The 15379-nt window shown below is 36.2% G+C and carries 12 protein-coding genes and 2 tRNA genes; 1 reads left to right on the top strand and 13 read right to left on the bottom strand.

Features of this window, described 5'->3' with window-relative positions; all coding sequences use genetic code 11:
- Window positions 1–4 precede the first annotated feature (4 nt).
- The 6 genes from LKACC16343_RS05450 to LKACC16343_RS05425 form a co-directional block, all read right to left on the bottom strand.
- Window positions 5–985, bottom strand: a complete 981-nt coding sequence (locus tag LKACC16343_RS05450) for a glycosyltransferase family 2 protein (protein WP_056953628.1) — start codon at window positions 983–985, stop codon at window positions 5–7.
- Window positions 986–2434, bottom strand: a complete 1449-nt coding sequence (locus LKACC16343_RS05445; protein ID WP_056953626.1) for a hypothetical protein — start codon at window positions 2432–2434, stop codon at window positions 986–988.
- Window positions 2406–3626 carry an aminotransferase class I/II-fold pyridoxal phosphate-dependent enzyme gene (locus LKACC16343_RS05440; protein ID WP_087721268.1) on the bottom strand — a complete coding sequence of 407 codons (1221 nt, stop codon included), beginning with the start codon at window positions 3624–3626 and terminating at the stop codon, window positions 2406–2408. Before LKACC16343_RS05440 ends, LKACC16343_RS05445 begins: the two co-directional genes overlap by 29 nt.
- A 125-nt stretch (window positions 3627–3751) precedes the next feature.
- Window positions 3752–4567, bottom strand: coding sequence for an ammonia-dependent NAD(+) synthetase (nadE, locus tag LKACC16343_RS05435; protein ID WP_056953624.1), 816 nt, complete (start codon window positions 4565–4567; stop codon window positions 3752–3754).
- Window positions 4568–4570: 3 nt separating this feature from the next.
- Complete coding sequence (locus LKACC16343_RS05430; RefSeq protein ID WP_056953622.1) at window positions 4571–6043, bottom strand: nicotinate phosphoribosyltransferase; 1473 nt, start codon at window positions 6041–6043, stop codon at window positions 4571–4573.
- Window positions 6044–6085: 42 nt separating this feature from the next.
- Window positions 6086–7162: a glycosyltransferase gene (locus tag LKACC16343_RS05425; RefSeq protein WP_056953620.1), complete on the bottom strand. Its 1077-nt coding sequence runs from the start codon at window positions 7160–7162 to the stop codon at window positions 6086–6088.
- Window positions 7163–7220: 58 nt separating this feature from the next.
- On the opposite strand from LKACC16343_RS05425, the gene LKACC16343_RS05420 reads away from it, so the two are divergent.
- Window positions 7221–7946, top strand: coding sequence for a WecB/TagA/CpsF family glycosyltransferase (locus LKACC16343_RS05420; RefSeq protein ID WP_056953618.1), 726 nt, complete (start codon window positions 7221–7223; stop codon window positions 7944–7946).
- A 32-nt stretch (window positions 7947–7978) separates the two neighbouring features.
- On the opposite strand, the gene LKACC16343_RS05415 is transcribed toward LKACC16343_RS05420, so the two are convergent.
- From LKACC16343_RS05415 to glpK (LKACC16343_RS05385), 7 genes are all read right to left on the bottom strand, one after another.
- Window positions 7979–9373: an O-antigen ligase family protein gene (locus LKACC16343_RS05415; RefSeq protein ID WP_056953615.1), complete on the bottom strand. Its 1395-nt coding sequence runs from the start codon at window positions 9371–9373 to the stop codon at window positions 7979–7981.
- Window positions 9374–9450: 77 nt separating this feature from the next.
- Complete coding sequence (locus LKACC16343_RS05410; RefSeq protein WP_056953613.1) at window positions 9451–10152, bottom strand: GntR family transcriptional regulator; 702 nt, start codon at window positions 10150–10152, stop codon at window positions 9451–9453.
- Window positions 10153–10282: 130 nt separating this feature from the next.
- Window positions 10283–10354 (bottom strand) — tRNA-Gln (locus tag LKACC16343_RS05405).
- A gap of 5 nt (window positions 10355–10359) precedes the next feature.
- Window positions 10360–10442: transfer RNA gene (locus LKACC16343_RS05400), tRNA-Tyr, on the bottom strand.
- Window positions 10443–10682: 240 nt separating this feature from the next.
- Complete coding sequence (locus tag LKACC16343_RS05395) at window positions 10683–12158, bottom strand: peptide MFS transporter (protein ID WP_056953611.1); 1476 nt, start codon at window positions 12156–12158, stop codon at window positions 10683–10685.
- 147 nt (window positions 12159–12305) lie between these two features.
- Window positions 12306–13808: a glycerol kinase GlpK gene (gene glpK, locus LKACC16343_RS05390; RefSeq protein WP_056953609.1), complete on the bottom strand. Its 1503-nt coding sequence runs from the start codon at window positions 13806–13808 to the stop codon at window positions 12306–12308.
- A 40-nt stretch (window positions 13809–13848) separates the two neighbouring features.
- Window positions 13849–15357, bottom strand: a complete 1509-nt coding sequence (gene glpK, locus LKACC16343_RS05385; protein WP_056953607.1) for a glycerol kinase GlpK — start codon at window positions 15355–15357, stop codon at window positions 13849–13851.
- Between the last annotated feature and the right edge of the window lie 22 nt (window positions 15358–15379).

Genomic DNA, 15379 nt, shown 5'->3' with positions numbered 1-15379 from the left:
AACGTTACCTCTTATTTTCTTCTTGTGTTTTTTCAGTATAAATATCTCTTTCAATGGTAAATCTCGGACGTTGTTTAACTTCGCTGAAGATTTTACCGACATATTCACCGATCACACTAATACTAATCAATTGTACACCACCAAGTGCCCAAATGGATATCATTAGTGACGACCAACCATTGACCACGTTACCATTGATTTTTTGAACCAAGCTATAAATCAACAATACGATACTGATCAATACGATGAAGAAGCCTAACCCCATGATCATCTTAATTGGAACGATTGAAAATGAAGTGATTCCATCCATAGCAAACTTGATCATTTTCTTTAGTGGATATTTAGATTCACCAGCAAAACGTTCCTTACGAGCATAATAAACTTTAGCTGATTTGAATCCAACTAGTGGAACAATTCCACGTAAAAACAAATTGCGTTCTCGATAACTCAATAAAACTTGGCAAGCGCGTTGGCTCATCAGGCGATAATCGGCTGAATCAGGTACCAATTTAACCCCTAAGAAGCCCATGAAACGATAGAACATTTCAGCCGTTCCACGTTTGAAAGCAGTATCGGTATCACGATTATTTCTTACTCCATAAACAACTTCAGCACCATTCAAGTACTCATCAACCATCTTAGGAATAGCATTAACATCATCCTGCAAATCGGCATCTATCGTTATAACGGCATCAGAATCTTTTGAAGCTGTCGTTACACCAGCCAATAACGCACCTTGATGTCCAAAATTGCGACTTAATTTAACACCAGAAACGGAAGGATACTCTTTAGAAAACTCAGAAATCAACGACCAAGTTTTATCTTTACTACCATCGTCTACAAAAACAATTTTACTATCCTTAGAAATCTTATCACCGGTCACTAAGCCTTGAAGAATAGCGGTTAATTCCTTAGTAGTTTCATGCAAAACTTCTTCTTCGTTATAACATGGAACGACGATACTTAATTTAAATACATCAGACATCTAATTCTTCTCCCGTCTCGATTTGATCCAGTCAAAGCAGCTATACAAACCGACTCCGGCCAGAATAGCTATTACTGGCAAGAACTCAAGTCGATATCTACCTTGAACTTCAATTAATAATTGTACAACGGCATAGGCCATCAATGGTAATAAAATCAAGAAAATCTTGTTATCAGTCTTTTGTTTAAATAGACTCAATGAACCAATCCAAGAAAAGATTATCAATATGACACTACCCATGTATCCTAATAATTTTACTAAATTATCCATTCTTAATGAATGAATCTTACCAAATTCTGTGAAATCAATTGCCATTGAGCGCCCAGCCCAAAGTGTACGGTTCTTAGCCCAGAACAAACGTAACCAGCCATTAGAAGCATTAAGATTATTGATGTTCTCATGGATGATCTTATGTTCTTTGGCACTCATCTTGGCACGACTCTCCTGCAAGTCAAAACGATCTACCATCTTTTGATCGTATGAACCACCTGAATAAGCATCCAATCCAACTACAAATTTCCATTCTGAATCACGATTAGTTAATCCATAAGAATTCAAACCGGAACTCTTAATTGCCAAACTGGCCCCAGAGAAGATAACCTGATAAATAACCAAAGTCATCACTATTTTTCCAAGTCCAGACCAGGAAAGTTTATTATTAGCAATAAACATGTATAACAAGCCATAAACTAAAATACCGGCAATAATTACTGGTCCAATCGGACGAACAATACTACCAATTGCCAAAGTTAGCCCGGCTAAAGCATAGGTCCAATATTTGTTCTGCATAATCAAGTAGAATGTCAACATGAACAAGAGCATTCCGATATATTGATTATCAGATTGACTATTTAAAGCAAACCAATCTAAGTCAATCATTAATAGAAAGACCGTTAACCGTGCCACTTTAACTTTATTAAAGATTTGCATTGAAATTAAATAAGCTAAATACAAAATCAATACTTGATAGACCACGTTCAATAATTGAATGGCAATAACGTGTTCTCCAAAGATTTTTACAACCGTCATAACGTAGACTAAAAAGCCTGTTTGATAGGCCCACTTAGCAAAATAATCGTTATCATAACTAAATATTTTGCCACCATTTAAAGCTTTAGGAGCTGTATTCCAAAACTCACCAAAATCACTTATCTGTGTCTTAGGAACTACTTTTAGCCAAATTATCGCTACCACAACAAAAATCGCTAACATGCTGAATAGAATCAATCTATTCAAATTTTTGTCATCGTCACGAACTCGATAAAGCAGATAACCTACTCCAACAACGAAAATAATTGCACAAAGAAAAACCAGTATTGCTAGTACTGGTTCTGGTTTTAAATAATTTAATGTAAAAAATTCACCCATCTGTACAAAAACTACAGTAGTAAAGATCCCCACGCAAATAAGCACTAATTTGCTAATAATTCTCTGAAATTTGCTTAACATACTTTTCCTCTAAACTATCGTTTTTTTCTAAGGTTAGAAAATCTTCTAACTTGGATAAACATTGGTCAATATCTTCCATACTTGCAGCATAACTGAATCTCAAATGACCTTCTCCTCCAATTCCGAAGAAGCTACCTGGCAAAATAGCCAAATGTTCTTTATCAAGTAAGTCATTTGCAAACTTCACATCATCTTGAACATATTGTTCAGGTATCTTGGTAAACAAATAAAAGGCACCATTTGGTGTAGGACATTCAAAGCCCAGCTTATTTAAGCCAGCTAACAGCCTATCACGTCTTGCTTGATACTCATTACGCATTGGAATTGGATCATCATAACCATTCTTATATGCTTCTAAGGCTGCAAATTGAGTAATTGAAGTAATTGAAGTAGTTGCCAATTCATGAATCTTATTAATTTGAGCAACAACTTCAGCTGGACCACAAACTACACCAAAACGCCAACCAGTCATGGCATGAGATTTAGACAAACCATTTAACAAAATTGTCTGTTCAGGAAGAATATTGCCAAATGAAATATGCTTAAAATTATAAGTCAATTCACTATAAATTTCGTCACTTATTACGAAAATATTATGTTTTTTAATAACTTCAGCCAAGGCAATCAATTCATCTTCGGTATAACTAACACCTGTAGGATTGCTTGGATAATTAAATAAGAAAATTTTAATACGTGGATTAGTTCTTAAGACTTCACTCAATACTTCAGGAGTTACTTTAAAATCAGTCTCTGAAGTATCGATATAAACTGGCGAAGCCCCATTGAAATTAGCGTCAGGGCCATAAATAGTAAAGGCCGGTGATGGGATCAAAACTTCATCCCCTGGCTGCAAAATAGCATTAAAGGCTGAAAAGACACCTTCAGTTACACCTGTTGTAGCCACGATTTGGGTTTTAGGATCATAATTTAAACCATATTTATCATGCAAGTATTTAGCTACAGCATTCAAAAGCTCATGATTACCTTCAGGAACTGTGTAGTGAGTTTGGTCATCATTAATAGCTTTGATGGCAGCTTGTTTAATATGCTCCGGAGTATGGAAATTAGGTTCTCCAACAGTCATATTAACCGCACCCGGAATACTTTTGGCGCGCGCATTGAATTTAAAAATCTCTTGCTGCTTGATTGCAACAACAGATGGTTTCATAAGGGAAACTAAATTATTGTTCACTGTTAAACACCTCTTCGTAAAATATACAATAATACAACTTAATTCTAACACATAGAACAGGTTACAAGAAAAGGCATTCAAAGAATTGAATGCCCTCAATTTAATTCATATTTATTATCAACAGATTAATCAAAAACTGTATATGGTAAACGACGCTTATGTGCTGTCTTTTTGTACCAATTTTCAATAATTTCAGCATTCTTAGGATTGATTTCCTTACCCTCAAGGTAATCGTCAATATCTTTATAAGATACTCCTAAAGCCTTCTCATCTGGTAAACTAGGACGATCTTCCTCAAGATCAGCCGTTGGTACTTTTTCATAAAGATTCTTTGGTGCATCAAGCTTTTCTAGTAATGACTTACCTTGACGCTTATTCAGACGGAACAATGGTGTAATATCGGCAGCTCCATCACCATACTTAGTATAGAAACCAGTAATATTTTCAGCAGCATGGTCTGTTCCAACCACAACACCTTTATTGTCACCGGCAATAGCATACTGAGCAATCATTCTAGTTCTAGCTTTGATATTACCCTTGTTAAAGTCAGAAATATTTAAATCATTGGCCTCAACTGCTTTAACCATTGCGTCAACACTATCCTTGATATTAACTCGAACGACTTTGTCTGCTTTCATCCATTCAATAGCTTGCATAGCATCTGATTCATCAGCTTGTTCCCCATAAGGTAGGCGCACAGCGATAAATTGATAACTATCATCGCCTGTCTCCTCACGAAGTTCAGTCATAGCTATTTCTGATAATTTACCAGCTAAAGTTGAATCTTGTCCTCCAGAAATACCAAGAACTAGCGTTTTCAAAAAACTACGTTCTTTTACATAATTTTTCAAGAAATCAACCGAACGTCTTATTTCTGTTTCAGGATCAATTTCAGGTTTTGTATGTTCAAATTCAATAATTTCTTTTTGCAATGGTCTCATTTTTTAGTCACCTAATCTAATATTGTTTACGTCATTACGGATCTTTTCGATGTACTTCATCTTATGACTGTATAGTTTTGAAGATAAATCAACTGGATAGACTTGTGGATTCAAGATACGTTTGTACTCATCCCAAAGTGAATCTAAGTTAGACATGCAATACTTTTTAATATCTTTAACATTTGGTAGATCATAAACCAATTTACCATCGACAAAAATATCATGTAACAATGGTTTAGCTTGGAAATCTTCAACAGTCTTATTGATGTAAGTATATTGTGGATGGAACATGTAAAGTGAACTATGTTCTCTAGGATCTTCGTTCCAGAATGTTACGTAGTCACCTTCAGATTTATCATTCTTACGGTTGTTAGTAATACGCCATACTTGTTTCTTACCTGGTGTTGAAATCTTAGCTGCGTTACTTGAGAGTTTCAAAGTATCCATCATGTTGCCACGATTATCCTCGATACTTACTAACTTATAAACAGCACCCAAGGCAGGTTGATCAAAGGCTGTAATAACTTTTGTACCAATACCCCAGACATCGATTTTAGCATCTTGCATCTTCAAGTTAAGTACGGTCTTCTCGTCCAAGTCATTTGATGCATAAATCTTTGCATTGGGAAAACCTGCTTCATCAAGTTGTTTTCTAACACGCTTAGAAATATACGCCATATCACCGGAATCAATTCTGACACCTGCAAAGTTGATCTTGTCGCCCATTTCTTTAGCTACTTTGATAGCACTTGGTACACCACTCTTCAAAGTGTCATAAGTATCAACTAAGAAAACACAATCTTTATGTGTTGTAGCATATGCTTTGAAGGCTTCGTATTCATTACGATATGTTTGAACCAATGCATGGGCATGAGTTCCTGAAATAGGAATACCAAACAATTTACCAGCTAGAACATTACTTGTAGCATCAAAACCAGCAATATAAGCTGCACGTGTTCCCCAAATAGCTGCGTCAACTTCTTGTGCACGACGTGAGCCAAATTCCATAACTGGATCATCACCACAAACAGTCTTAATACGAGCTGCCTTAGTAGCAATTAAAGTTTGGAAATTGACCATATTTAAGATGGCAGTTTCAATCAATTGACATTGTGCCAATGGACCTTCTACTTGAAGGATTGGTTCTTCATTGAAAACCAAATCTCCTTCCAGAGCTGATCGAACGGTGCAACTGAATTGCATATCCTTTAACCAGCGTAAAAATTCTTCGTCATATTCCCCATATTCACGTAAGTATTCAATATCTGAATCAGAAAAGCTAAGATTCTTCAAGTAATCTACGACATGTTCCAAACCTGCAAATACTGCAAAGCCATTGTCGAAGGGTAAACTTCTGAAGTAAACTTCAAAAACTGCACGACGATTGTGCAAACCTTTCTTCCAGTATGTATACATCATATTTAATTCATAATAATCAGTATGCAATGTTAAATCTTCATCTTGAAATTGAGTCATGATTACTCCCTTATTTATTTGATATCACGGTCTTATTTTACTCTAATTGGCCTTCAAAGTCGCTTCATACCCATCATTTACTTTCTCAGCCAATTTTTCAATTGAATAGTTATCTCTTACTTCTTGATACAAAGCCATGCCCTTTTGACTCAAGTTGCCATCTTTCCAATAAGAGTGGGCATCGTTTAAAGCCTCAATTAATTGTTCTTCATTACCTGATTCAACTAACCAGCCATTCTCATTATTAATGACTTTATTCGTAGCACCGACATCTGTTGCAATAACCGGTTTGCCATTGGCAGCTGATTCTAGGTAAACAGCAGGCATACTTTCAGATTTTGAAGTTAAAATCGATACGTCACAATCTTGATAAAAATCGCCCGTATTTTCTTTAAAACCAACAAAATCAACTTTATCAGCGATTCCCAAATCAACAGTTAACTTTCTTAACTCTTCCATCAACGGACCATCACCTACTAAAGTCAAACGATAATTGAATTTAACTTTACTCAAGGCATTCAATAAAAATCGATGATTCTTAACCTCAACTAATCGTGCAACTTCTAAAATATTAAATGGTGAATGACGATTGAATTTTGGATTAGCATTAGAAAAATCAACCGCATTGAATACTTCAAAAGTTTTTTTAGAATCTATTTTCAAAGATTCAAAGTATTCTTCCAAATCAGGATTTACGTAAAATAGCAAATCTGCGTGTTTTAAAGCATGTAAGTTTAATCTAAGCATAACTTGACCCCTTATACCGGAAAAGTCGATACGAGGATCAGAATGGACTGTAATCACCCATTTAGCATGAACTTTATTACGAATCAAAGAAAAAATATAGTTAGCACGTGGTCCATGCGTATGCACAATATCAAAACCATTATTATTGATATATTTTACTAGTGGCTTCAAAATGGAAAGGTCAAAACGTTGTTTCTGAGGCATAACCGCAACATTCAAATCATTTTCACGAGCCATCTTGGAAACAGGACCTTCTTGAAAAGTCAATAAGGCACTTTCCTCACCTATTATTTTTTGACCTTTCATTAAACTAACGATGTATGTACGAGCTCCGCCGTCTTCGTTGCCGGCATTGATATGTAGAATACGCATTTTGACACCTCTCAAATTAATCTTTCTCGTGTATAATAATACATTAAAGGAGAATGCTATGCACAAAAATAGAGTAGATATTTTAGGTACAGAATTTGATAATTTTACCGAAAAACAATTTCACAAATATTTAGACTACGATTTGGATACTAAAGCAAACAAGTTTATCGTAACAGCTAATCCTGAAATTGTCCTTTCAGCTAGAAAAGACAGCAAATTTTTAAAAATCATTAATAACGCTGACTATGTAATTCCTGATGGAATCGGCATTATCAAGGGAGCTAAAAGCCTAGGCACTCCTCTACATGAACGTATCACTGGTTTTGACACATTAAAATATTTAATTGAAACAGCGGACCGCAAACAATTAAAAGTTTACTTGTTAGGCGCTAAACCAGAAGTAATCAGGGCCACTGCTGATAAAATCAAAAAAGATTATCCTCAAGTTGATCTAGTTGGTTATCATGATGGTTATTTCAAAGATGATGCTCCAATCGTTGACGAAATTGCTGAAAAGAAGCCTAATGTTATTCTGGTAGCCTTAGGATATCCTAAGCAAGAATACTTCATCGAAAAGTATCGTCAAAAAGCAGATGCTATCTGGATCGGTGTCGGCGGCAGTTTCGATGTTTTCTCTGGTACTAAGAAACGTGCCCCTAAAGTATTCCAAAAACTCAGTCTGGAATGGTTCTACCGTTTGATCACCGAACCAACAAGATTTGGAAGAATGTTGGCTATTCCTAAATATATGAAATTAATTAAACAAGAAAAAAATCGTAAATAAAAACAGGTTGTCAATTGACAGCCTGTTTTTATTTACGATTCAACATCGATTGTATATGGATCTTCATTAGTTCTTAAGAAAATCTTGGCATTAAGCATTGCATAAGCTAGAACGGAAACAAAGTAAATACTTACTGATGGTGCTTCAATAACATGTCCTGTCATTAAAGCCATTCCGAATCCTAATGCTACAGATGCTACCAACATGGCCCATTTATAAGACCACATATACTTGAATTTTCTGAGGAATGTTCCTATTAAATAAATCAAGCAATATAGTAATGGCACCATATAAACTATTGTACCAATCAATCCAAACTGGAAGAAGATATCAACGTAGTCCATCTCGACCAACTTGGCATCTCTTTCATGTTTGAAACTAGTTGCATAACCCATTCCGAAAATCTTTTGTGCTGGCGTTGCTTTACTAAAGTTATGTGCCGCATTTTCAAAATAAACGGTACGACCACTAAAGAGATAAGAAACTGTCTTATTAGTTTGAACATATTTCTTTTGATCTTTAGTGATACCTTTTTTAGTTTTAGCTTTTTCTTTCTTATCTTTGATCATTTCAGTATGTAATTCAGAAGTCTTAGAAACCGCCATAGCTGGATAAGCAACAACAATTCCACCTAAAGTGATGGCTAGCATTGCAAAAATTCCGACGAAATACTTACGACTATCTTTATACATAAAGAATTGTACGATTGTTGCTAAAATACCCATACAAATACTGAATAGGAGTGCTAAGAGTGAACCCTTTGTTCCAATCAATAAATCTGCGTAAATGGCAACTATAATCGTTATCCAATAATAAATACGTGACCAAGTATTAATTTTTTTCAAAGCATACCAAATCATAATTGGGAATGTAATTGAAACAATTGCACTCAATTCATTGGCAGCGAAGAACCAGCCACTCTCGCCTAACTTATAGTATGAGTAAGAGCTGAAACTTGAATTAGTGAAGTGAGCAACGATCATAATAATACTGATGATATTTACAGCAAGGAAAATGACCTTAGGAAAGAAACGATTAATGATTCGATCCTCTGCTAACTCTTCAAAAGCGTACAAGTAAGCCAACAACATGATTGGATAATACAAACTCTTTGCTAGAGTCGTAACTTCCAAAGTCGTGACAAATAATACTTTGGTTTTGTAATTTATAAACAAACTGATAGCTGAAACAACGGCCAATAGGACAAAATAACCGATCATCATGAACCCATGCCTATTGTCCCGATTTAGAATCAGAAATATCAGCAAATAGAAAACCGTAACAGCCATAACGGCCATACGAATCAATACCCCAAACGAAACATTCATATGTGCTTGAGTCATCAATCCAGTAACAGCATCTAGTACTGGTTGAAAAACAATGTATAGCATCAAGAAGATACTGTACTTTTTAATAAAACTTTGCATATGTGGTGACTCCCAGTTAAAGATTTAAAAACATATCAAACAATATAGTACCCTAAATTTTTTGCGAAAGATAATGATTATCGCTCTAAATAAAATTCGAATCTATCTCCGGCATATTGTGAACGAACATATTCAAATGGACGTTCATCATCCAAAGTAGTAACTTGTCTTACTCGTAAGATAGCAGAACCACGCTTAACATTCAAAAAGTTAGCTATCTTCTCAGATGCAAGGATTGCTGATACAGTTTGCGTAGCGTTGCCCAATTTAAGACCTGCTTTGGTTTCCAAAGCCTTGTATAGAGAAGACGTTATGTCTTCCTTATCAAGTGATTTTACAATATCAACCGGAATTGTAGCAACTTCGAAACAAATTGGTTGGTTATCAGCATAACGAATTCTTTCCATTCGTAAAACCTGATTGCCATCTTTTAATTTCAATTTCTCCATTTCACTGATTGAAGGATCAGCAACATGGTAAGAAACAGTCTTACTTGAAGGTTTCTTACCCTGACTCTCAGTTATCTCAGTAAAACTGGTTGTTCCTGACATCTTTTCTTGGACCTTACTACTAGCAACATAGGTTCCTGAACCTACTTGTCTTTGCAAAATCCCTTCATCTACAAGCGTTTGAATAGCTTGTCGTAATGTCATTCTACTAACGTCAAAATCTTGTGAAAGCTGTCTTTCAGATGGAATACGTTCCCCAACGCTCCATTTGCCAGATTCAATTTCTTTTCTTATCTGATTGTGAATTTGTATATATACTGGTACCTTCATTTTTGGCACTCCTTTATGCGCATTACTTCCATCAATTATACAGTATTTCGGTTAAAAATTAATAACTGGTCGAAAATTAGAAAAATAAAAAGGCAAAATTCATATTCAGAATTTTGCCTTTTTTCATTAATTGGGTTAGCTGGATTCGAACCAGCGCATGATGGAGTCAAAGTCCATTGCCTTACCGCTTGGCTATAACCCAATGAATGGAGGGGAGTGGATTCGAACCACCGAACCCGAAGGAGCGGATTTACAGTCCGCCGCGTTTAGCCAGACTTCGCTACCCCTCCATGAGTTGCTCTGTCTTCATTCGACTTAATAATATTAACGAAAAAACAACTTCATTTCAAGGGATTTTTTAAAATAATTGTTATTTAATCTAAAAAATGAAGTTTTTTTGTTGTAACCTACTATATCATCCTCCACAACAAGACCAATTTGACTGAAACACAACATTTTGTAGTCAATGGTACCAAACAAAAAAGCCTCAACCGATTTAAAATCAGTCAAGACTTTATATTAATTTTAATTTAGTTAACACCTTGCATAAGTTTCTTGATCTTTGGTACAAATAAAATCAAGATAACTGCTACAACTAGTGTCACGATACCAGTTACACCGAAGAACATAATTTCATTATGTGGGTCTCCTGGATTGTATAACTTAACGATTTGAGCATTAGCAGCTTGTCCGGCAGAATCAGCTAAGAACCACATACTCATCATTTGACCTCTGAAGGCCTTAGGAGCAAGTTTAGTTGTAGCTGACAAACCAACTGGAGAAATCAACATTTCCCCAATTTCAATAATACCCCAACTTAATACTAACCAAAGTGGACTAACTTTTGCCCCTGGTGCAATTCCCATCAAAGGAATGATCAAGACAAAGTATGAAATAGCCGTTGCAACTAATCCCATCCAGAATTTAGATGGTGATGATGGTTGACGTCTGCCCAATTTGATCCATAACCAAGCAAAGAATGGTGTATAGATAATAATAAAGAATGGGTTAAGCATTTGGAACAATGGGGCTGATAACTTAAATCCTGCAAAGTTAAGATTTGTTTGTTCAGCAGCAAATAAAGCTAAAACAACTGAACCTTGTTCTTCAATTGCCCAGAAGATAACTGCAGCTAAGAACAAAGGAATATAAGCAAGTACACGTGATCTTTCGACCTTAGTAACTTTCTTACTTGAAAGCATCATAATGAAGTATCCAATTGGTAAAGCAATACCTAGAATACTGATAATTGTGATGATGTTATCGATTGTAAAGGCATGAGCAAAAATCATTACAATTACAATAATAGCCAATACTAATACTACAAGAGCAACACGTTGGAAGAACTTAGTACGTTCTTTGTCAGTGATTGGATCTGGAGCATGTAAACTTTCTTCAGGAAGATACTTACGACCATCCCACCAGTAAACAATCAAACCAATAAACATACCAATAGCAGCTAGTGAAAAACCAGCATGGAAATTAAATTGATTACTCATAGCATTTACAGCTGGTGGAGCAAATAATGAGCCTAAGTTAATACCCATGACATAAATACTGAATCCTGAATCACGTCTTGGATCCCCTTCACTATATAATCCACCAACCATTTCGGATACGTTTGGCTTCAAAAGTCCGGTACCAATAACGATAAGAGCAATTGATGTAAACAATCCCGTTTCACCAATAGGAAGTGATAGCACAATATGACCAAGCATAATGGCAACACCACCCCAGAAGACTGTTCTTCTGGCTCCTAAAAGTCTATCACTGATAAATCCACCTAAGACACTGGACATATAAACTAATGAACCATAGATAGACATAACAGATGCGGCTGTAGTACGGTCCATTCCTAGACCGCCCTTAGTTACAGCGTAGTACATATAGAAAAGCAAAATGGCACGCATACCGTAATAACTGAATCTCTCCCAAAATTCAGTTAAGAACAAGGTGCGTAAACCTGTCGGTTGACCGAAAAATCCTCGGTCCTTCTTCTCATCCATTAAAAAATTCTCCTCACATTACACAATGATGTATTAATATTAAACTTTCAAAAACTTCATGTCAAAGTTTTTTTAATAAAATTCATAAGAATCCTTTTATATCAACAATAAAAAATAAGAGTCTTTTAAGATAGGCTCTTATTTAAATTAGATATTATGTTTAAAAGCCATCGTTGCTTCAACAGCATCTTTCCATCCATCATATAGATTTGTACGTACGGATTCTGACATTTTAGGTTGATAAGTTTTACCGGTTTGATAATTTTTTTTGATGTCATCCAAATCTTTCCAATAGCCTACTCCCAAGCCTGCCATAAAGGCAACACCTAAAGAAGTGGTTTCCAATTCAGATGATCTTTGAAGTGATATTCCCAGAATATCTGCTTGAAATTGCATGAGATAGTCATTAGCAGAGGCGGCCCCATCAACTTTTAAGACTTCAATTGGAATCTTAGAATCAGAACTCATTGTTTCAATAATATCCTTTGTTTGATAAGCAATGGCTTGCAAAGTAGCTTTAATAACATCTTTATCGGTCGTTCCCCTAGTCAAACCGAAGATAGTTCCATGAGCTTCATTATCCCAGTATGGTGCACCTAATCCAGCAAAGGCGGGTACCACATAGACTTCGTTGTTATCAGTCGAACTCTTAGCTGCATCGGAAGTTGCAGGTGTAGAGTTAATCAACTTCATATCGTCTCGTAACCACTGTAAGGCTGCTCCAGCAACGAACACACTACCTTCCAACGCATAATTGATTTCACCATTTATTCCATAAGCAATTGTCGTCAATAAATTATTATCTGACATAGCGGGTTTATTACCGGTATTCATGACCGCAAAGGCACCCGTACCGTAAGTATTTTTTACCATCCCTGGTTCAAAAGCCATTTGACCGAATAACGAGGCCTGTTGTGAACCCGTCATTCCAGAAATAGGAATCTCTGAACCATAGAATTGATAGTTCTTCGTTATTCCGAAAACCTCTGAATTAGATTTAACCTCAGGCAGCATCACTTTAGGAATATTAAAGATTTTTAACAAATCATCATCCCACTGAAGTGTGTTGATATTATAAAGCATTGTTCGGCTAGCATTAGCGCAATCAGTCATAAAACTTTCGCCGTCGGTTAATTTCCATAATAACCAAGTATTAATAGTTCCAAACAAAAGTTCACCTTTTTCAGCGCGCTCTTGGGCACCATCGACATGGTCCAAGATCCAACGAATTTTTGTCGCTGAAAAATAAGGACTGATGATCAATCCAGTTTTTTGATGGATTTCGTCTTTATAACCCGCTTTGATAAAATCATTGGCTAATTTAGAAGTCTGACGACTCTGCCAAACAATAGCGTTATATATAGGAAGTCCCGTTTTTTTATCCCAAACAACTGTTGTTTCTCTTTGACTAGCAATTCCAATCGCTTTAATTTGCTTGGGTTTAATTCCTGAATCAATCAAAGCAGTTGCAATAGTTGTTTGTACAGCATTCCATATTTCATTTGGCTCGTGTTCGACCCAACCTGGATCAGGCAAAATTTGTCTAATTGGATGTCTCGCCATCGCTACTTGTTGACCGTTATGGTCAAAAATAATTGCTCGAGCTGTTGTTGTTCCCTCATCAATTGCTAAAATGTAATCTTTATCCATCTCTAACTCCTAAACAGCAAAAAAGGCGATACTTCGCCTTTTATTTAGTTGTCTTATGCTTAAATTTTCTAGTTGCACTGACTGCTTCACGCCAACCTTCATATAAGTAATCGGCACGTTCTTGATCCATCTTAGGTTCAAACGTAGCACCAGTAGCATATTGTTTCTTAATATCGTCTAGATTATCCCAATAGCCTACTGCTAGTCCAGCTAAAAAGGCAGCTCCCAAAGCAGTAGTTTCCAAATCCTTAGCTCTTTGAACCGGTGTCTGCAAAATATCAGCTTGGAATTGCATCAAATAACGATTATTTGCTGCACCACCATCTACTTTCAACGTTGGAATTTCGATGCCAGTATCTTTCTTCATCGTGTCCAAAACATCACGTGATTGATAAGCCAATGATTGCAAAGTGGCCTTAATGAAGTCATTCTTAGTTGTTCCACGTGTTAAACCAAAGACAGCACCACGGGCATCAGCATCCCAGTATGGAGCACCTAAGCCTGTGAAAGCTGGTACTACGTATACTTCATCTTGATCCATTGAAGCCAGAGCAGCTTCTTCAGATTGAGGTGCAGAATCAACTAAATTCATTGCATCCCGTAACCATTGAATAGCTGATCCAGCTACGAAGATACTGCCTTCAAGTGCATAATAAACCTTATTGTTAATACCATAACCAATAGTTGTTAATAAATTATTATCAGATAATTGGGGCTTTTCACCGGTATTCATAACAATAAAAGCACCAGTTCCATAAGTATTTTTAACCATCCCCGGTTCAAAGGCCATTTGGCCAAACAAGGCAGCCTGTTGATCACCAATCATACCAGCAATAGGAACTTCTGAACCATAGAAATGATAATCTTTTGTCTTAGCGTAAACTTCAGAATTAGGTCGTACCTCTGGTAGCATTGCTTGTGGAATATTTAGAATTCTTAAAATATCTTTATCCCATTCCAAACTGTGAATATTGAAAAGCATTGTACGACTGGCATTGGAATAATCAGTTATATGAGCAGCTCCACCAGACAGCTTCCAAAGTAACCAGCTATCAATTGTTCCAAAGAGAAGTTCGCCATTTTCAGCACGTTTTTGGGCACCATCAACATGATCTAGAATCCAACGAATTTTTGTAGCAGAGAAGTATGGATCAATCAGCAAACCAGTTTTTTCATGAATCATCTCACCATAACCACGACCAGCTAACTTCTCAGCTATATCAGTAGTCTGACGACTTTGCCAAACAATCGCATTGTAAATAGGAAGACCCGTTGTCTTATCCCAAACCACCGTAGTTTCACGTTGGTTCGTAATACCAATACCCTTAATTTGATCTGGTTTAATACCTGATTCAATAAAAACATTGGCTATAGTTGACTGCACAGCATTCCAAATCTCATTAGCATCATGTTCTACCCAACCAGGTTCAGGAAAGTACTGTGTGAACTCACGTTGAGCATCAGCTATCTTATTTCCCTTTTGGTCAAAAATAATAGCACGAGTACTAGTTGTACCTTCATCTATCGCCATAATATATTCATTGGACATTAAATTTCACCCCGCCTTTAAT

The sequence above is a fragment of the Companilactobacillus bobalius genome (genome assembly GCF_002179915.1).
GTDB lineage: Bacteria > Bacillota > Bacilli > Lactobacillales > Lactobacillaceae > Companilactobacillus > Companilactobacillus bobalius.
Note: the sequence above shows the minus strand (reverse complement) of the source record. Positions and strands in the feature narration are given on the sequence as shown.